Raw genomic sequence first — 17881 nt, 5'->3', positions numbered from 1 at the left:
GCAGGACCGGACGGGATGACGTTTCCATGTTGAACGTCATTCGCGCCAGGCAAGACTATCCCATTGGGCCAGGCCCTCACTAAAACAGGATTACTCATGTCCTTTGCTTCCCTCGGTCTCTCCGAGGCTTTAGTCGGCGCCATCGAAGCCGCCGGCTATACCCAGCCTACCCCCGTGCAACAGCGGGCCATTCCCGCCGTGTTGCAAGGTCGCGACCTGATGGTCGCGGCGCAGACAGGTACTGGTAAAACCGGCGGTTTCGCCCTTCCGATCCTGGAGCGGTTGTTCCCCAACGGTCACCCAGACAAGTCCCAGCGTCATGGCCCGCGCCAACCGCGCGTACTGGTCCTGACCCCAACCCGCGAACTGGCGGCCCAGGTACACGAGAGCTTCAAGGTCTACGCTCGCGACCTGAAGTTCGTCAGCGCCTGCATTTTTGGCGGCGTGGGCATGAACCCCCAAGTCCAGGCCATGTCCCGTGGCGTCGATGTACTGGTGGCCTGCCCCGGTCGCCTGCTGGACCTGGCCGGCCAGGGCAGCGTCGATTTGTCCCACGTGGAAATCCTCGTGCTGGACGAAGCCGACCGCATGCTCGACATGGGCTTTGTCCATGACGTGAAGAAAGTCCTCGCTCGCCTGCCCGCCAAGCGTCAGAACCTGCTGTTTTCGGCGACGTTCTCCAAGGACATCACCGACTTGGCTGGCAAGCTGCTGCACAACCCGGAGCGCATCGAAGTCACGCCACCGAACACCACGGTCGAGCGCATCGAGCAACGCGTCTTCCGCCTGCCGGCCAGCCACAAGCGTGCCCTGCTGGCGCACCTGATTACCGCCGGTGCCTGGGAACAGGTCCTGGTGTTCACCCGCACCAAGCACGGCGCCAACCGCCTGGCCGAATACCTGGACAAGCATGGCCTGCCGGCTGTGGCGATCCACGGTAACAAGAGCCAGAACGCCCGCACCAAAGCCCTCGCCGACTTCAAGGCCGGCGAAGTGCGCATCCTGGTGGCCACCGACATCGCGGCCCGTGGCCTGGACATCGACCAACTGCCTCACGTGGTCAACTTCGAACTGCCGAACGTCGATGAAGACTACGTGCACCGTATCGGCCGTACTGGCCGGGCCGGTCGCTCGGGCGAAGCGATCTCGCTGGTCGCACCGGACGAAGAAAAGCTGCTCAAAAGCATCGAGCGCATGACCAAGCAGAAAATTGCCGACGGCGACCTGATGGGCTTCGATGCCAGCACCATCGAGGCCGAGAAGCCTGAAGTGCGCGAACGTCCGGACGTGCGCAATCCGCGCAATGCCCGTGGCCCGCGTGGCGACGGTCCGAATGGCAGCGGTGGTGGTGGCGGCCGCAAAGACAAAGGCAAGGACAAGGGCAAGGAAAAGTCAGCCAGCAACAGCAACGGCCGCGGCGAACGCCCAGCCCGCGAACAGAAGCCCCGCGAAGGCACGCCAGCCCGTGAACAGCAGCGTCCAGCCCCGCGCGCCGCGGCTGATCGTGCCCCGGACGAGTTCCTGGACGACGATATCGATAACTTCGGTAACCGCGTCGACTACGTGCCCCAGCAGAAACCGGCCCAGGGCCGTGGTCGTCGCCCGGGTGCCCCGGCACAGGGTGCAGCTGCAGGCGCGCCGCGCAGCGGCCAGCCACAAGGCCGCCAGAATGGCCCGCGCAACAGCAACGGCTCGTCCACCGGCACGCCACCGGCCAAGCGCAGCGGCCCACGCAACGGTGCCCCGCGTGACGGTCAGGCTCGCCGTGATGACACCCGCCCGCGCCGTCCGGCCCGTGAGGACCAGCCTCGTCAGGAACCCGCCGTGCAGAACCCGCGCAGCAACCAGCCGAAGATCATGCACAAGGAGTCGAAAGCCGATCGTTTCCCGACGCCTGAACAGCTGGATCAACTGCCAAGCCGTCCACGGGGCGAAAAACCGGCATTGCTGACACGCAATCGCTGAGTTTTTCCAAGCCTTGAAAAATGCCCCAGGTCTCACGACCTGGGGCTTTTTTTTGGTCCAACACAATTCCAAATGTGGGAGCGAGCTTGCTCGCGATAGCGGTATGTCAGTCAACATCAAGTCGACCGGTAAGACGCCATTGCAAGCAAGCTCCCACAGGATTCTCTGTGTTGCCCGAATCCGCGCAATAAAAAACGCCCCTGATCGCAAGACCAGGGGCGTTTTTTGTCAGTGCGAAGGTTACTTCGCTTTGACACCTTCAAACGAGATGTACAGCTCAACGGCGTCGGATTGTGGACCCAGGTCCATCATCTTGCCGAAGTCCGAACGCTTGATGCTGGTGGTGCCCTCGAAGCCGGCACGGTAGCCGCCCCATGGATCCTTGCCTTCACCCAGGAAGGTGGCCTTGACCACGATTGGCTTGGTCACGCCGTGCAGCGTCAGGTCGCCGGTCACGTCGGCAGTCTCTTTGCCAGCGGCATTCTTACCGGTGGATTTGACGCTGGTGGACACGAACTTGGCATCGGCGTACTTGGACACTTCCAGGAAGTCCTTGCTGGCGATGTGCTTGTCGCGCTCGGCGTGGTTGGTGAACACGCTGGCGGTACGTACGTTGAACTCGATCTTGCTGTCTTCTGGCTTGGCGGCGTCGAAGCTGAACTTGCCGTCGATGTCCTTGAAAGTACCGGTGATGTAGCTATAGCCCAGGTGGCTGATCTTGAAGTCGACGAAGGCGTGCTGGCCTTCCTTGTCGACCACGTAGTCGGCAGCCATGGCCTGGCCGGCCGACAGCAGGGCAGAACCGATTGCCAGGGCGGCGAGCGTCTTTTTCAACATGCTTTCTATTCCTTTGGAGTCGAGGTTGAACATCAGGCTTGGCGCCCCAGCATTCGCTTGAGGGTCGCGTCACGGTCGATAAAGTGGTGTTTCAATGCTGCCAACGCATGGAGGCCGGAAAAAATAACCAACGCCCATGCCAGGTACAGGTGAATCTCGCCAGCGACGTCTGCCTGATCGGGCAGTCCGGACACCAGCGCGGGGACTTCGAACAAACCAAACACCGGAATCCCGACACCGTCTGCGGTGGAAATCAGGTAACCGGCGATCATCACGGCGAACAACCCGAGATACAGAGCACTATGGCCAAGCTTGGCGCCGATACGGGTGAGGCGCCCATAGCTTTGCAGGGTCGGTGGCGGCGGGCTGACGAAACGCCAGATCACCCGCAGCAACATGACTGCCAGCAGCACCAGGCCAATGCTCTTGTGCAGGTCTGGCGCGTCTTTGCGCCAGGTGCTGTAGTAATCCAGGCCGACCATCCACAGGCCTAGGGCGAACAACCCATACACCACCAGCGCAATGCCCCAGTGCAGGGTGATACTGACCCAGCCATAACGAGAAGAAGAGTTGCGTAGCTGCATTGCTCATATCCTGTAAAAACTGCGTCCAAGACTAGCGAGTTATCTATCGATTTAAAGCGGAAATTTTCGCTTTGAAATATCGAGAAATACGATGATCAGTCTGGGAGAGGTGGGTTAAGGAAAGATTAAAGGGGAGATGGTGGGAGATTGCGACCGGCGCAAGCAGTAATCGCGTGATTGAAAGGGCCCTATCGCAGCCTGCTCACGGCGTTTTTTGTGCCATGAAGCATGTGTATTAAGGAGCCTAGGGCCGATGACTGGTGCGCTCTATCACTTCCATCCTGTTAATAGGTGGGAAGTTTCCGATATATCGCCGCGGCGTATAGGACGTTGGCGCTCGTTGTACAACGCCGGGCTCTGGGTGTGCTGCTCACTTAAGAAAAGCGATGAATCCGTGGCGAGGGAGCTTGCTCCCGCTCGGCTGCGAAGCAGTCGTAAACCGGCGGGTGCGGTGTGCCTGGTGCTCCGCATTTGGCAGGTTTTGGGGCCGCTTCGCGGCCCAGCGGGAGCAAGCTCCCTCGCCACGGGTTTGTCGATTGCCTTAAGTGAACAGCATTAGGTCCTTGAGCCGCGTTCTTTCCGCCTGATCGTTACTGAGCCTTCGTCTCAGTAGCCGTCGTCGGTTTGACTGCTGGCTTCTTCACCGGCTCGGCCTTTTTTACCGGAGCCTTGGCCGGGGCTTTTTTGGCTGGGGTCTTGGCCGCCGGTTTTTTCGCCGCAGGCTTGGCCGTGGCTTTCTTGGCGGGTTCGACTTTCACCGGGGCAGGCGCGGGTGGCGCTACCGGGGCAGGCGCTGGGGCGGGTGTCGGTGCAGGCGCTGGAGGCGGCGCTACCGGCTCCGGTGCCTTGACCGGCTCCGGCTTCTTCTCGTCATCCGAGCCACCGAACAGGTTGCTGAAGAAGTTGCCCTTCTTCGCCGCCACGGCACCGGCAGCTGCCGCCGTTGCAGCAGGCGCGACCTTGGCCGGTTCAAACGACTTGCCCGCCGCCAGGTCTTCAACCTGGCTGGCGGCCCGCTGGCCGCTGCGCAGCGCGCCTTCCAGGGTGCCCGGATACAGGGTGTCGGTGTGTTCACCGGCAAAGGCTACGCGCTGCAACGGCTTTTCCCACAGGCGCCAGTATTTGCTGATCTGGCCCGGACCAAAGGCCAGGTACGCGCCGCCCATGGACGGGTCGGTGCTGTAGCGGCGGATTTCATAACCGGTGAACGCGCCACGGGCCTGGGGATAAAACGCGTGCAGACGGATCAGTACCTGGTCGACCATCTGCTTGTCGCCGAAAGCCTGCATCACCCGGGCGTTGTCGCCGGACAGGTTGATGACCACGTTGGCGCCGCCCTTCATGGCCGGCTCGATCCACATCATGCCCAGGCCAGTGTTGCTGTAGATCTCGCCAGACATGCGCGCCTTGCTGTCCCAGACCGGGGTCTTGAACTTGAGCATAATCTGGTCGCGCCAGCCGTAGTTGGTGCCCTTGATCGCGCCTTGATGCTGGGCATCCAGGGCCGGGGTCAACTGGATCTTGTTCAGCGCCCGCAGCGGCACCGCCAGCACCACGTAGTCAGCCTGATAGCCAACGGCGCCAACCTTGACGGTCACCCCGTCCTTGTCCTGGGAAATGGCCGACACGGGCGAATTGGTCTTGATGGTTTTCAGTTGCTTGACGAACGCCTGGGCCAGGGTCGGGCTGCCACCCAACAGGCGCGAGGCCCGCAGGTCGCGGTCGGACACGCCACGATAGACGCGGTTCTGCTGGGCGAAATACAGCAGCGACAGACGCGAAGGCTCGTCGTAACGGGTGCGAATCTCCTGGTTCACCAACTGCCGCGCCGTGGCCGGCAGTTGCAGACGGTCGAGCCAGTTGGACACGGTGATCTGGTCCAGCGCGTGCAATGTGTTGTTGGCCGCGGGGTTCTGCGGGTCTTCGATGGAGCGCGCCAGTTCGTCCAGGGTGGTTTCGTAGCGCTTGAGGGCTTCAGCCGTGGCCGGCTGTTTGGTCGCCAGGTCCGCAGCGGTGAAGTAGGTGCCATCGATCAGGTAGCTGGGGGTGCGCACGAACTCCGGCGCCGGCGTGGTGCTCAGCTTGAATGTGGAGACGTATTTGTTCAGCACCGGCTGGGTCTTCTCGTTGCCGATCCACTCACTGGTGGCCATGCCCGAACGACCGCCCAGGCTCGGCTTGGCTTCCAGCAGGGTCACGACCCAGCCTTTGTTCTGCAGCTCATAGGCCGCCGTGAGTCCCGCGAGGCCGCCGCCGATGACGATGGCCGTCGGTTGCTTGTCCTTGGCCAGCGCCGAAACGCTGAACAGCCCTATCATCACCAGCGCACAGGCGCGCAGCCAACCAGCAGACATTCAACGAACTCCGGAGTAAACGTAGGTAATTTCAGTTTTTCGAGCCAGACAGCCCAGAAGAGCCGCGAAGAATACGACAGCCATCAAAGCGCCGCCAGCGGCGTCTATCGCCTCGCTCAAAGTCGCCGCAATGACACAATGGGTTGTCCCCGGGGCCGCCATTGCATAGGCTTGCGCGATTGTTTTGCCCGCGCCCGCCGCGAGCCGCCTCGAGGAGACTGTTAATGGGCCTGAATAACCAGTGGATGCAACGCGACCTCGCGGTGCTGTGGCATCCCTGCACCCAGATGAAAGATCACGAACAGCTGCCGCTGATCCCCATCAAGCGCGGTGAAGGCGTGTGGCTGGAAGATTTCGAAGGCAAGCGCTATCTCGATGCCGTCAGCTCCTGGTGGGTCAACGTGTTCGGCCACGCCAACCCGCGCATCAACCAGCGCATCAAGGATCAGGTCGATCAGCTGGAACACGTGATCCTGGCTGGATTCAGCCATCAGCCGGTGATCGAACTGTCCGAACGCCTGGTGAAGATGACGCCCGAAGGCCTGACCCGATGCTTCTACGCCGATAACGGCTCGTCCTGCATCGAAGTGGCGATGAAGATGAGCTTCCACTACTGGATCAATCGCGGTCGGCCGGACAAGAAGCGCTTCGTCACCCTGAGCAACAGTTACCACGGCGAAACCATCGCGGCGATGTCGGTGGGCGATGTGCCGTTGTTCACTGAAACCTACAAGGCGTTGCTGCTGGACACGATCAAGGTGCCGAGCCCCGATTGCTACCACCGCCCTGAAGGCATGGGTTGGGAAGAACATTCGCGCAACCTGTTCGCGGCCATGGAACAGACCCTGGCCGAGCACCACGACACGGTGGCGGCAGTGATCGTCGAACCGCTGATCCAGGGCGCCGGCGGCATGCGCATGTACCACCCGGTGTACCTGAAGTTGCTGCGCGAGGCTTGCAATCGCTATGGCGTGCACCTGATCCACGACGAAATCGCCGTCGGCTTTGGCCGTACCGGGACGATGTTCGCCTGTGAGCAGGCCGGTATCACACCGGACTTCCTCTGCCTGTCCAAGGCCCTGACCGGCGGTTACCTGCCGCTGGCGGCGTGCGTGACCACCGACGAGGTCTACAGCGCGTTCTACGACGACTACCCGACCCTGCGCGCCTTCCTGCACTCCCACAGCTACACCGGTAACCCGCTAGCCTGCGCGGCGGCCCTGGCGACGCTGGATATCTTCGAGGACGACAACGTCATCGAAAACAACCAGGCCCTGGCCCAGCGCATGGCGAGCGCCACCGCGCACCTGACCGATCACCCGAACGTCGCCGAAGTGCGCCAGACCGGCATGGTGCTGGCCATCGAGATGGTCAAGGACAAGGCCAGCAAGACCGCCTACCCATGGCAGGAGCGACGTGGCTTGACGGTGTTCCAGCATGCCCTGGAGCGCGGCGCGTTGCTGCGTCCGTTGGGTAGCGTGGTGTATTTCCTGCCGCCGTATGTCATTACCCCGGAGCAGATCGACTTCCTGGCAGAAGTCGCCAGCGAAGGCATCGACATCGCCACGCGGGACAAGGTCAGCGTGGCGGTGCCGAAGGACTTTCATCCGGGTTATCGCGACCCGGGCTGACACTCCGATGCACTGTTGGAACACCATTGTGGCGAGGGGATTTATCCCCGTTGGGCTGCGCAGCAGCCCTAAAACCGGATACCCCGGTGCTTCAGGCAAATCGCGCTGGATGTATTTGGGGCTGCTTCGCAGCCCAACGGGGATAAATCCCCTCGCCACAGGTGTGGGGGGCCTCATAGCACCGTTAATTTTTTCAGAGATCCGACATGAGACTGTCTCGCTTCTTCATCGACGCGCCCCTGAGCCTCGGCGACCACGAACTGCCCGAGGCCCAGGCCCACTACATCGGCCGTGTGCTGCGCATGGCCGAAGGCGATGCGGTGCAGGTGTTCGACGGCTCGGGCCAGGAGTTTCGCGGCACCCTGGCCGAAGTCGGCAAGAAACGCGTGCGGGTGCAATTGGACGAGCAGTTCGCCGGACAACCTGAATCGCCGCTGCGCATCCACCTCGGCCAGGGCCTGTCCCGGGGCGAGCGCATGGATTGGGCGATCCAGAAAGCCACGGAACTGGGGGTCAGCGAGATCACGCCGATTTTCAGCGAACGCTGCGAAGTGCGCCTCAAGGACGAGCGCGCCGACAAGCGCCTGCTGCACTGGCGCCAGGTGGCAATCAGCGCCTGCGAGCAATGCGGGCGCTCGAGCGTGCCGGTCATCCACCCACCCCTGCTGCTGGCCGACTGGCTGAAGCAGACCGAGGCCGAGCTCAAACTGGTGCTGCATCCGGTGGCCGAGCCGCTGGCCAGCCATGACAAACCGTCGACACTGGCGTTCCTGATTGGTCCTGAAGGCGGTTTGTCGGACGCCGAAGTCGAACAGGCCAAGACCGCCGGCTACCAAGCCGCCCGCCTCGGCCCTCGCGTGCTGCGCACCGAAACCGCGCCGGTGGTGGCGCTGGCGGTGGCGCAGCAGTTGTGGGGGGATTTCTAAGCCGCCGCAGGTCCCACATTGAATCCAGGTTGCTCAGGGGTTAGAGCACATAAAACAGAATCGCCACGAAGTGCAGCAGGCTGCCGGCGATCACGAACAGGTGCCAGATGCCATGGGCGTGGCGCAGCCGATGGTCGAGGGCGAAGAAGATAATGCCCACGGTGTACAACACGCCGCCCGAGGCCAGCCAGGCAAACCCGGCGTTGCCCAGGGCCGCCAGCAGCGGCTTGACCGCCACCAGCACGATCCAGCCCATCACCGCGTAGATGACGATCGACAGGATCCGCGCTTCGGAGCGTGGCTTGATCTCCTGCAGTATCCCGATCAGCGCCAGCCCCCAGACGATCCCGAACAAGGTCCAGCCCCACGGCCCGCGCAGGGTCACCAGGCAGAACGGGGTGTAACTGCCGGCGATCAGCAGGTAGATCGAAAAGTGATCGACCTTCTGCATGATCGCTTTTTTGCGCCCGCGCACGCTGTGGTAAACCGTCGAAGCGCTGTACAGCACCAGCAGGGTGAACCCGTAGATCGCCACACTGACGATCTTCCACGGATCGCCCGCCATCCCGGCAATCACCAGCAACCACACCGCCCCGATAAAAGCCGCGACCGCCCCGACCAAGTGCGTCCAGGCATTGAGTCGTTCTCCGTGATACATCCAGTCCCACCTCACATTCCAGAGCAGACGCCAAGGCTCAGGCCTGGCGCGGCAAAGTGCAATGGTTTGCTTGCAGCCTGCCAATACTCAAGTGCAGTGAGGTTTCAGTGGCGAGGGAGCTTGCTCCCGCTGGGCTGCGAAGCGGCCCCAAAAAGAGCGGGCGCTGCGCACTGGAGCGCCAGCCCGGCCGCGCGGGAGCAAGCTCCCTCGCCACAGATTAGTGTTCCGCCACTGGATATTCATCACAGCTAAATCCCCTCGCTACAAAGGCCAATTGGGGCACAATCGGGCGATACGAATAAGAGCCCACCCCATGCTGATCGACGAAGAATTGACCCTGAAGAAACTCGAGGTGTTCCTGGCCTTCATGCGCACCGGCAACCTGGCGCGGGCGGCAGCCGAGTTGCAGACCAGCAATGTCAGTGTGCACCGGGCCATTCACTCGCTGGAGAGCGCCCTGCGCTGCCCGTTGTTCAAGCACGAAGGCCGCAACCTCACGCCGCTGGAAAGCGCTTACGTGCTGGAAGAGCGGGCGCAGAAGCTGATCCAGGACGTGGTCGAAAGCGTACGCCTGACCCGCGAAGCCGCTGGTTTCTCCGCCGAACGCTTCAAGCTCGGCTCGCTGTATTCGTTGACGGTCAAGACCGTGCCGCAACTGATCATGGGCCTGAAAATCCGTCGCAGCGAGCTCAATATCGACCTGATCCTGGGCTCGAACATCGACCTGCTCTACAAGCTCAAGAACATGGAAGTGGACGCGATCCTGATCTCCCTGGACGACAGCGTGAACGACCCGGACTGTGAGCATATCGAGCTGTTTTCCGACGACATCTTCCTCGCCACGCCAGCTGATTCACCCTTTGCCCAGCGCAGCGAGGTCGATCTGGCCGAGGTGCGCGACGAGACGTTCATCACCTTGACCCAGGGTTTTGCCACGCACCAGGACGGTATCCGGGTGTTCAAGCAGGCGGGGTTCGAGCCGAAGGTGGCAATGCAGGTCAACGACATCTTCACCCTGCTGAGCATGGTCAGCTCCGGGGTGGGCTACGCGTTGCTGCCGGGACGAATTGCAGCGGTGTATGAAAACCGGGTGAAATTGATCCCGTTGCAGGAAAGGTATCGGCTACAACAGCGCATTGGCGTGGTGTTCCTGAAGGCCAAGGAGCGTGATCCGAATCTGCTGGCGCTGTTGGCTGAGTGCCGGATGTATGCCAATCGCCAGGCCTGAAACCTTATTGTGGCGAGGGAGCTTGCTCCCGCTCGGGTGCGTAGCACCCGCTCTTTTGGGGCTGCTGCGCAGCCCAGCGGGAGCAAGCTCCCTCGCCACAAAAGCAGTCGCCGATTAACCGACAATCCCACGAACAATGAAGTACAACAACGAAGGCCCGAGCAAGCACCCCAGCCCGGTGTGGAAGGTCGCCGTCAACGCACCATAGGGCACCAGCCGCCGATCCGTCGCCGCCAAGCCTGCCGTCACCCCACTCACCGTCCCGGCCAAACCACCAAACACCATGGCCGAGCGCGGATTATCCAGGCCCATCCAGCGTGCCGCCATGGGGGTGCCGACCATCACGATGATCGCCTTGATCAACCCGGTGGCAATCGACAGCGCCATGACATCCGACGTCGCGCCAATCGCGGCCCCGGTCACCGGCCCGACGATGTACGTCACCGCCCCCGCGCCAATGGTGGTCATGCTCACCGCGTCGCGGTAACCGAACACCCAGGCGATGCTCGCACCGACGATGAACGGCAGGATCGTCCCCAGCAACAACGCGATGGCTCCGATCAGCCCGGCCTTCTTCGCTTCGGTGGCCTGCACTTCGAACGCCGTGGCAACGATGGCGAAGTCACGCAGCATGGCCCCGCCCATCAAGCCAATGCCGGAAAACAGCGACAGGTCCGCCAGGCCTTTCTGCCCGCCGGTCATGGTTCCGCCGACCCAGGCCAGTACCAGGCCGATGACGATGGCAATCGCCGAGCCGTGGACCCGGCCATAGGTCAGGCGCTTGGACAACACCACCGACACCCACATGATCACGCCCACGAACGCGAACGCCGTGACCAGACCGTTATGTTCCAGGCCTTTCTCGATGAGATCCCACATATCAGCGGCCTCCTACAGGGGTGCCGAGCGGCGTGAGTTCAGCCGGTTCATCGGGCAAGGGTTCGCCTTTGTGGGTCCGACTGATCAGCGCAATGGTGCAACCGCAAAGCACCACCGAACCAATCGCCGCCAGCACCGCCACCGGGCCACCGTGCAGGGCCGTGACCACGTTCTGTTGCGCGGCCATCGCGACCACCACCGGAATGTACATGGCGCCCCAGAAGGCGACGCCCATCTCGCAGTCCTTGGTCATGCCGCCGCGCTTTTGTGTCCATAACCGCGCGCAGATCAGCAGGATCATGGCAATGCCGACCCCGCCCACGTTGGATTTGACACCCAGCAACACCCCGAGCATGTCGCCCAGGATCACCCCTGTCAGCGTACAGATCGCCAACAGCGCCACACCGTAGATAATCATTGTTGTAGTCCTCAAAGTGCATCGTCGAAGTTGTTGTTTTTGTGCTTCGCCAGCTTGAGTCGGTGGTTTAGGGTTGGCGGTTTCCCTCCTCACGCAACAGCGCCTGCAAGGTGTCGAGCCGGGCGCCGTCGAAAGCCATGACAGTGCCCTGCTCGAATACCCGGCGCGCCAGGGCGGTCAGCACCGCACCGGGCGGCAGTTCGATCTGCAGTCGCACGCCTCGCTCGTAGGCGCTTTGCACGGTGCCGCGCCAATCCACCACGCGGCACATGTTGAACGCCAGGTCGTCGCGCAAAGCCTCGGTGTCGATCAGCGGTCGCGCGCGGCTACCGCTGAGATAACCCAAGGCCGGTGCCTTCAACGACACGTCGGCAAATGCCTGGGCCAATGCCCGGGCCGGTGCTTCCAGCAACGGACAATGGGACGGCACGCTCACCGCCAGCCGACAGGCCTTCCCGGCGCCCAGGCTGCGCGCCTGCCTGGCAACGTTGTTCATGGCCTCATCGTTGCCAGCGATGACCACCTGGTTATCCGCGTTGATGTTGGCCAGGTAGACCGGAGTGTGGTCGCTGTGCACCTGCGCCAGCAATGCCTCCACTGCCGCGAGGTCGAGGCCGATGATCGCGGTCATGCCATAGCCTTGCGGATACGCCTGCTGCATCAATTCGCCCCGCAAGCTGACCAGCCGCAAAGCATCCTCGAACCCCAGCGCCCCGGCCACCACCGCCGCCGGATAAGCACCGATGGACAGTCCCGCCACGTAGTCCGGGGCAGGTGCCTGCTCCAGCAGTTGACGGGCCGCCGCCACACCGGCGATCAACAAACACAGCTGCACGGCGCGGGTCGACTGCAAGGCTTCGGCGCTGTCCAGTTGCAACACGTCCTCACCGAGCACGTCAGTCGCCTCGTCAAGGACTTGCGGCGCCAGGCCCTGGAGCATGCCCGCGCGCTGCGCACCCTGGCCGGGAAAGACAAAGAGACTGCTCACGCGACTTGCTCCAATGCAGGCTGCCAAGGATCGCTCACCAGCCGTGCCTGCACGTCGTCCTTGAGCAAGACCCGCCGCGACGAACCCGCCCACTCGCGCAAGGCGACGGCACCGCAGGGTGTTTGCAACTGCATATCCACGGCACAAACCGAGGCATCCAGTTGCGCCAGCAATTCCCCGGCCTGGAGACGATCGAGAAAATGCGGCACCCGCAGAATCAAATCCAGGTCGCTGCGTTCATGCAGCGCCTCGATACCCGTGGCAAGCTCGAACCCGGCGCTGCCGCTGACGCCCCACGTCCAGCCACTGGCATCGAGCAGCGGACGCAGGCGGGACAGCGCTTGCAGGGCTGGCAAGTCGCGAGTCGAGGCAACGTGACAAAGGTCTTCTGGCATGACGCGACGGGCAGTTGCCGCGATCGCCATCGAGGTTGCATAACGCTGCTCGCGCAAGCGCCCGCGCACGCCGACCGCGATTTGATCCGGTGCCGTCAGTGCGCGCCGCACCACCACCGGTTGACCGGCGGTGATCGACTCGACTACCCATGTTGGCGCATCCGCAGCCAACTGCTCCGGGGTCAGCCCCCAGAGCAGGTCATGGGCCAGATACGTACTCACCACTGCTCTCTCAGCAGTTGGCGAACCCGGCTCGACGCGATGCGGTTGTACGCCCCCAGACGGCCGCTCAGATCACGCGGCCCCGCCTCGACATCTTCAATCGCCTGGAGCAGACAATCCGTTACCCGCGTCAGATCCTCCACCAAGGGCTGTTCGATTTGCTCCACCGACAAAATTTCCCATAACAACCCCAGGCTGGCAAAGCTGTCGATGTCATAGGCCATCGGCGGCACGCTGGCGGCCAGGGCTTCAAGCTCCTCGACGCTGCGCAGGGTCACCCGCGCCGCCGAGGCCTTGCCCATGGCGTGGACCATCACCCCCGGATCGCGCAGTGCAATCAGCCGATTGGCCTGGTAGCCGTGGGCCAGAAACGCTCCGGACATCGCCTTGCCCACCAACAAGCCGATCACCGGATGCCCGGCCAACCGCGCGCGCGCATAACTGTCCGCCGCACCGGCCAAGGCCTGATGAATACCGAGGGCTTCTTCGCGCCGGCCATAGGCTTGGCTCGGCACATCGACAATGGCGATCAACGCACGCTTGTGAGGGGCACCGCGGTCGGCGTCGATGGCATCGTCCACGGCCTTGGCCAGGCCCCAACCCTCGAGCAAACCCACCTCGCCATTGCGGGCACGGGGAAAACGACTGTCGGGATCCGCCACCACCGCCAGCAGGCGCACGTGTTGCCCGCCCAGCGTGACGTCCGCGACCTTCAACGAAGCAGGCAAGCCTTCCAACGGTTTGGCGCCGCCGCTCAAGGCTTCGAACCAGCGCAAGCCTCTCAATGAATACGAGTTCATGGGCGTTCTCCCTGATACAGCTGACGAACCGTGGCCGGCTCGATTTGCACTTCAGTGTCCAAACGGGCCAGGCGTTGCAGGAACAGCTCGGCCTGGCCACTGCGGTGTTGCGCGGGAACGCCCAGGTGCAGCAATTGGCTGACCTGCTGGCGGATCCGCGCCACATCATCGGCGACATAACGATCCACCAGGCCGGTGGCGAAACGTTGTTCACCGCCGGTCAGGCTCCAGATGAACGGCCGGTCGCGGGAGTCGTATTCATCGATCCCGGCCTCTTGCTCGATCACTTGCGGGCCGTTGAGGCCCAGCCGCGCTTCCTGGGTCACCAGCAGATAACTGCACAGCCCGGCGGCGATGGACATGCCGCCGAAGCAGCCGACGCTGCCAGCCACCACGCCGACCACCGGCTGGTATTGGCGCAGGTCGACAATCGCCGAATGAATCTCGGCAATCGCCGCCAACCCGAGGTTGGCTTCCTGCAAACGCACGCCGCCGGTTTCCAGCAGCAGCACGGCGCGGGTCGGGATGCCCTTGCGGTTGTCCTCGGCGGCCAGTTCCAACGCACCGGCAATCTTCGCCCCGCCGACTTCACCGAGGCTGCCGCCCTGGAACGCGCCTTCGATGGCGGCGATCACCACGGGCAGGCCATCGAGGCTGCCTTTGGCGATCACCACACCGTCGTCGCTTTGCGGCACCACGCCCTGGCGCAGCAGCCAGGGCGACATGATCCGCTGGAACGGGTCGAGCAGTTCGCGGAACGTACCGTCATCGAGCAAGGCCTTGGCCCGCTGCCGGGCGCCGAGCTCGACGAAGCTGTGCTTGTTGAGCAACGCTGCACTGTCAGTCATGGCCGATCTCCTCGAAGCCTTGCTCCAGGCGCAAACGCACCACGCCGGGGGTTGCGCCGAAATCGTGGATGTCGATAGACAAGGCCGGCGGTGTCTGGCCGTCGAACATGCGGGCGAACAGGTGCTGCCAGCGTTGTTCGCTGCCGTTGACCGAGGTCTGCACCTGAATGGTCAACTTGCCCGCCAGGCCGGGTTCGATCAGCACTTCCAGGTCGCCCGAGCCGACGCAGCCCACCAGCGCCCGCCCTCGTGGCGGCTGCCCGGCGGGGAATTCAAAGGATAAGGTTTCCATCAGCACACTCCAGGGAAGAGGCCATCGCCGCGTTCGATACGATCGAGGAACAGGCAGGCGGCGAGCAGGTCGGCAGCGCCGCCGGGCGAGGCGTTCAAGGCAATCAGTTGTTGGTCCAGGGCGTGCAACTGGCGGCGTCCGCCCAGGCTCGCACTGCCACCGGCATCGAGCACCGCCTTGGCACCCTGTTGCATGGCCTGCAAACCCGGCTCGCCGGCGCGATAGAGCACGCAGGTATCGGCCAGGGTAGTCATGATCGCCAGCAAGGCATCGAGCCGGGCGTTCTGCTCGCCCGCCCCCGCCGCGCGGCTGCGCTTGAGTTGCGGCAGGCCGAGGCCGGTCACCGCCGGGAACGCCAGTTGCGCTTCTTCCCGGGCACCGCGTACGCCGTAGCGCTGAGCCACCTGGGCACCATGGCTCAAGGGCTGGGGCGCATAGCGGTCGTTGAGCAAGGCCAGGCGCGCAGCCCTCAGGGTGACTGCGCCTGGAGCATTGGATTCAGGCTCCAGCGCCGTCGCCGCCACGAGCAAGCCCAAGGCCCAGATCGCGCCACGGTGGGTGTTCACGCCGCCGGTGGTGGCAAGCATCGCGGCTTCACCTTCACGGCCGATCCGGCCGAGGGCTTCGCGCAATGGCAGGCCGATTTCGCCACAATCAAGAGCGGTTTCGGCCATGGCCTTGAACGCGGGCCACAGCGACAGCGCCGAGGCGTGCATCAGGCCCAGGTGCAGATCGGTGTGGGCGCCGTTGCCGCGCCGGTCCACCAGGGCGGGTTTGGGCGACAGGTCGGCCTCGTCGATCAGCGCATCCACCGCCATGTCCGCCAGACGTTCGGCCAAGGACAGTTTTTTCGGTTGCAGGTTAAAGGCGTGCATTTACCAGCTCCTGAACTTGGCGGGCGGGTTGTAGAGGCCACCGGACCACTCCACCAGATCGGCCACGCTCTTGGCCGCGAGCAACTCGCGGGTGGCGTCGGTGCGACGGATGCCGAGGTCTTCCGGCAAAGCGATCAACCCTTCGCGGCGCATGCGCGCGGTGTCTTTCGGGTCATGGCGCAGGCCAATGGCAGTGACGCCGGCCACAGCCGCGATCATCGCCTGGCGCTCTTCCAGAGAGCGGGCCTTGTACAGGTAGGCGATGCCCTCTTCGGTGAGCAAATGGGTGACGTCATCGCCGTAGATCATGATCGGCGCCAGGGGCATGCCGGCTTTCTTCGCCACGTCCACCGCGTCGAGAGTCTCGACGAAGGTCGGTTTGCCGCCCTCCTGGAACGTCTCGACCATCTGCACCACCAGCTTCTTGCCGCGTTCGAGCAACGGCGCCTCGCCATCGCCATGGCGCATGTCGAGCCAGGCCGGCGTGCCGTGGCGGCGACCGCGTGGGTCGTGCCCCATGTTCGGCGCACCGCCAAAACCGGCCAATCGACCGCGCGTCACCGTTGAGGAATGGCCGTCGCCGTCCACCTGCAAAGTGGCGCCGATGAACAGGTCCACCGCGTACTGTCCGGCCAATTGGCAGACCATGCGGTTGGAGCGCAGCGAGCCGTCACGTCCGGTGAAGAACACATCCGGTCGGGCGGCGATATAGTTTTCCATGCCCAACTCAGTGCCAAAACAATGCACGCTCTCGACCCAGCCGCTTTCAATGGCCGGGATCAAGGTCGGGTGAGGATTGAGGGTCCAGTTACGGCAGATCTTGCCCTTCAAACCGAGGGATTCACCGTAGGTCGGCAGGATCAGTTCGATGGCGGCGGTGTTGAAACCGATGCCGTGGTTGAGGGATTGAACGTTGTGTTTTTCGTAGATCCCGCGGATCGCCATCATCGCCATCAGCACATGCACAGGCTTGATGTGGCGCGGGTCACGGGTGAACAGCGGCTCGATGTAGAACGGTTTGTCGGCCACCACCACGAAATCGACCCAGGACGCCGGAATGTCGACGCGCGGCAGGTCACTGACGTCGTCCACCAACTGGTTGACCTGGACAATGACGATGCCGTCACTGAACGCCGCCGGTTCGATCAGCGCCGGCGTGTCTTCGGTGCTGGGACCGGTGTAGATATTGCCGGCACGGTCGGCCATGAAACCGGCCGAGAGCACCACGTTGGGAATCAGGTCCACCACCAACCGGGCGTAGAGCTCGATGTAGGTGTGGATCGCGCCGATTTCCAGCAGGCCGTCTTCCAGCAACTGGCTGATGCGCAGGCTCTGGGTGCCGGCGAAGGAGAAATCGAGCTTGCGGGCGATACCGCGTTCGAACAGATCCAGGTGTTCGGACCGGCCGACGCTGGGCATGATCATGTGCAGGTCGTGCAGCTTCGAAGGATCGACTTTCGCCAGGGAGCGGGAAAGGAAGTCCGCCTGCTTCTGGTTATTGCCCTCCAGCACCACGCGGTCGCCGGGCAGGATCAACGCTTCCAACGCTGCAACGATCTTGTCGGTGGGCAACACCACACCGTCGGCAAGCCCCTTCACCAGCTCGAGACGCCGCTGCTTTTCGCTGCGTCGCCGCGTCCAGCGCGAGTCGGGGGATATTGTTGTTGTCATGACCACTCCACGGGTTCGCTGTCGTGGGGGTTACCTTAGGAGTGTTGTGGCGAGGGCATCAATCAAGCTCAGCGGCGGATCGTTACGGTTGGAGTAATGGTGGGATGGACACACCGCCCTGTGGCGAGGGAGCTTGCTCCCGCCGGCCTGCGAGCAGGCCCCTGTGTATTTTCAGGCAGACCGCATTGCCGGGTTCGCGGCTGCTACGCAGCCGAGCGGGAGCAAGCTCCCTCGCCACAGGGTTATTGGTAGGCCGGTTAATCACGGCGCAACGATGCCCCGTGTGGGAGCGAGCCTGCTCGCGATGGCG

Annotated in this window: 17 protein-coding genes; 4 read left to right on the top strand and 13 right to left on the bottom strand. The window is 63.3% G+C overall.

From position 1 onward, the window contains the following. Positions 1–96: 96 nt before the first annotated feature. Positions 97–1965 (top strand): DEAD/DEAH box helicase, encoded by a 1869-nt coding sequence (locus tag TK06_RS23195; protein ID WP_063323988.1) that lies wholly within the window; start codon positions 97–99, stop codon positions 1963–1965. 240 nt (positions 1966–2205) lie between these two features. Here the strand turns inward: TK06_RS23195 and TK06_RS23190 are convergent, their stop codons facing one another. The 3 genes from TK06_RS23190 to TK06_RS23180 all read right to left on the bottom strand — a co-directional run bounded on the left by TK06_RS23190 (position 2206) and on the right by TK06_RS23180 (position 5740). Further along, positions 2206–2802, bottom strand: a complete 597-nt coding sequence (locus TK06_RS23190) for a YceI family protein (RefSeq protein WP_063323987.1) — start codon at positions 2800–2802, stop codon at positions 2206–2208. A 32-nt stretch (positions 2803–2834) separates the two neighbouring features. Next, complete coding sequence (locus tag TK06_RS23185) at positions 2835–3386, bottom strand: cytochrome b (protein ID WP_063323986.1); 552 nt, start codon at positions 3384–3386, stop codon at positions 2835–2837. Between the two features lie 590 nt (positions 3387–3976). Further along, on the bottom strand, positions 3977–5740 hold the full coding sequence (locus TK06_RS23180; protein WP_063323985.1) for a flavin monoamine oxidase family protein: 1764 nt from the start codon (positions 5738–5740) through the stop codon (positions 3977–3979). 224 nt (positions 5741–5964) lie between these two features. Here TK06_RS23180 and TK06_RS23175 point away from each other — a divergent pair, with 224 nt between their 5' ends. Then, a complete protein-coding gene (locus tag TK06_RS23175; protein WP_063323984.1) occupies positions 5965–7371 on the top strand; it encodes an adenosylmethionine--8-amino-7-oxononanoate transaminase in 1407 nt (468 codons plus the stop codon). A 206-nt stretch (positions 7372–7577) separates the two neighbouring features. Continuing rightward, positions 7578–8297 carry a 16S rRNA (uracil(1498)-N(3))-methyltransferase gene (locus TK06_RS23170; RefSeq protein ID WP_063323983.1) on the top strand — a complete coding sequence of 240 codons (720 nt, stop codon included), beginning with the start codon at positions 7578–7580 and terminating at the stop codon, positions 8295–8297. Positions 8298–8337: 40 nt separating this feature from the next. Here the strand turns inward: TK06_RS23170 and trhA are convergent, their stop codons facing one another. After that, entirely contained in the window at positions 8338–8955 is a 618-nt protein-coding gene (trhA, locus tag TK06_RS23165) for a PAQR family membrane homeostasis protein TrhA (RefSeq protein ID WP_063323982.1), read from the bottom strand. 313 nt (positions 8956–9268) lie between these two features. Here trhA and TK06_RS23160 point away from each other — a divergent pair, with 313 nt between their 5' ends. Next, positions 9269–10183 (top strand): LysR family transcriptional regulator, encoded by a 915-nt coding sequence (locus TK06_RS23160; RefSeq protein ID WP_014340651.1) that lies wholly within the window; start codon positions 9269–9271, stop codon positions 10181–10183. A 114-nt stretch (positions 10184–10297) separates the two neighbouring features. Here the strand turns inward: TK06_RS23160 and madM are convergent, their stop codons facing one another. From madM to mdcA, 9 genes are all read right to left on the bottom strand, one after another. Beyond that, positions 10298–11062: a malonate transporter subunit MadM gene (madM, locus tag TK06_RS23155; protein WP_063323981.1), complete on the bottom strand. Its 765-nt coding sequence runs from the start codon at positions 11060–11062 to the stop codon at positions 10298–10300. 1 nt (position 11063) lies between these two features. Further along, positions 11064–11480, bottom strand: coding sequence for a malonate transporter subunit MadL (madL, locus tag TK06_RS23150; RefSeq protein ID WP_063323980.1), 417 nt, complete (start codon positions 11478–11480; stop codon positions 11064–11066). A gap of 67 nt (positions 11481–11547) precedes the next feature. Next, positions 11548–12468, bottom strand: coding sequence for a malonate decarboxylase subunit epsilon (mdcH, locus tag TK06_RS23145; protein WP_063323979.1), 921 nt, complete (start codon positions 12466–12468; stop codon positions 11548–11550). Further along, positions 12465–13088, bottom strand: coding sequence for a malonate decarboxylase holo-ACP synthase (locus TK06_RS23140; RefSeq protein WP_063323978.1), 624 nt, complete (start codon positions 13086–13088; stop codon positions 12465–12467). Before TK06_RS23140 ends, mdcH begins: the two co-directional genes overlap by 4 nt. Next, positions 13082–13885, bottom strand: coding sequence for a biotin-independent malonate decarboxylase subunit gamma (mdcE, locus tag TK06_RS23135; RefSeq protein WP_063323977.1), 804 nt, complete (start codon positions 13883–13885; stop codon positions 13082–13084). Before mdcE ends, TK06_RS23140 begins: the two co-directional genes overlap by 7 nt. Beyond that, positions 13882–14733, bottom strand: a complete 852-nt coding sequence (locus TK06_RS23130) for a biotin-independent malonate decarboxylase subunit beta (protein ID WP_063323976.1) — start codon at positions 14731–14733, stop codon at positions 13882–13884. Before TK06_RS23130 ends, mdcE begins: the two co-directional genes overlap by 4 nt. Next, positions 14726–15025, bottom strand: coding sequence for a malonate decarboxylase subunit delta (locus TK06_RS23125; protein WP_003206454.1), 300 nt, complete (start codon positions 15023–15025; stop codon positions 14726–14728). Before TK06_RS23125 ends, TK06_RS23130 begins: the two co-directional genes overlap by 8 nt. Continuing rightward, positions 15025–15900 carry a triphosphoribosyl-dephospho-CoA synthase gene (locus TK06_RS23120; protein ID WP_063323975.1) on the bottom strand — a complete coding sequence of 292 codons (876 nt, stop codon included), beginning with the start codon at positions 15898–15900 and terminating at the stop codon, positions 15025–15027. The genes TK06_RS23125 and TK06_RS23120 overlap by 1 nt, the downstream gene beginning before the upstream one ends. Next, positions 15901–17571, bottom strand: a complete 1671-nt coding sequence (gene mdcA, locus TK06_RS23115; protein WP_063323974.1) for a malonate decarboxylase subunit alpha — start codon at positions 17569–17571, stop codon at positions 15901–15903. Positions 17572–17881 lie beyond the last annotated feature (310 nt).

This window comes from Pseudomonas fluorescens (genome assembly GCF_001623525.1).
GTDB classification, from domain to species: Bacteria; Pseudomonadota; Gammaproteobacteria; order Pseudomonadales; family Pseudomonadaceae; genus Aquipseudomonas; species Aquipseudomonas fluorescens_Q.
The sequence above is the reverse complement of the archived record's forward strand: the minus strand, read 5'-3'. Positions and strand labels throughout refer to the sequence as shown.

Excerpts from the sequence above, each read along its gene's own strand:
- TK06_RS23185 (WP_063323986.1), bottom strand. The coding sequence starts at position 3,386 with ATGCAGCTACGCAACTCTTCTTCTCGTTATGGCTGGGTCAGTATCACC.
- TK06_RS23170 (WP_063323983.1), top strand. The coding sequence starts at position 7,578 with ATGAGACTGTCTCGCTTCTTCATCGACGCGCCCCTGAGCCTCGGCGAC.
- TK06_RS23180 (WP_063323985.1), bottom strand. The coding sequence starts at position 5,740 with ATGTCTGCTGGTTGGCTGCGCGCCTGTGCGCTGGTGATGATAGGGCTG.
- TK06_RS23120 (WP_063323975.1), bottom strand. The coding sequence starts at position 15,900 with ATGCACGCCTTTAACCTGCAACCGAAAAAACTGTCCTTGGCCGAACGT.
- TK06_RS23195 (WP_063323988.1), top strand. The coding sequence starts at position 97 with ATGTCCTTTGCTTCCCTCGGTCTCTCCGAGGCTTTAGTCGGCGCCATC.
- madL (WP_063323980.1), bottom strand. The coding sequence starts at position 11,480 with ATGATTATCTACGGTGTGGCGCTGTTGGCGATCTGTACGCTGACAGGG.
- mdcA (WP_063323974.1), bottom strand. The coding sequence starts at position 17,571 with ATGACAACAACAATATCCCCCGACTCGCGCTGGACGCGGCGACGCAGC.
- TK06_RS23130 (WP_063323976.1), bottom strand. The coding sequence starts at position 14,733 with ATGACTGACAGTGCAGCGTTGCTCAACAAGCACAGCTTCGTCGAGCTC.
- TK06_RS23190 (WP_063323987.1), bottom strand. The coding sequence starts at position 2,802 with ATGTTGAAAAAGACGCTCGCCGCCCTGGCAATCGGTTCTGCCCTGCTG.
- mdcE (WP_063323977.1), bottom strand. The coding sequence starts at position 13,885 with ATGAACTCGTATTCATTGAGAGGCTTGCGCTGGTTCGAAGCCTTGAGC.
- TK06_RS23175 (WP_063323984.1), top strand. The coding sequence starts at position 5,965 with ATGGGCCTGAATAACCAGTGGATGCAACGCGACCTCGCGGTGCTGTGG.
- TK06_RS23125 (WP_003206454.1), bottom strand. The coding sequence starts at position 15,025 with ATGGAAACCTTATCCTTTGAATTCCCCGCCGGGCAGCCGCCACGAGGG.
- madM (WP_063323981.1), bottom strand. The coding sequence starts at position 11,062 with ATGTGGGATCTCATCGAGAAAGGCCTGGAACATAACGGTCTGGTCACG.
- TK06_RS23160 (WP_014340651.1), top strand. The coding sequence starts at position 9,269 with ATGCTGATCGACGAAGAATTGACCCTGAAGAAACTCGAGGTGTTCCTG.
- trhA (WP_063323982.1), bottom strand. The coding sequence starts at position 8,955 with ATGTATCACGGAGAACGACTCAATGCCTGGACGCACTTGGTCGGGGCG.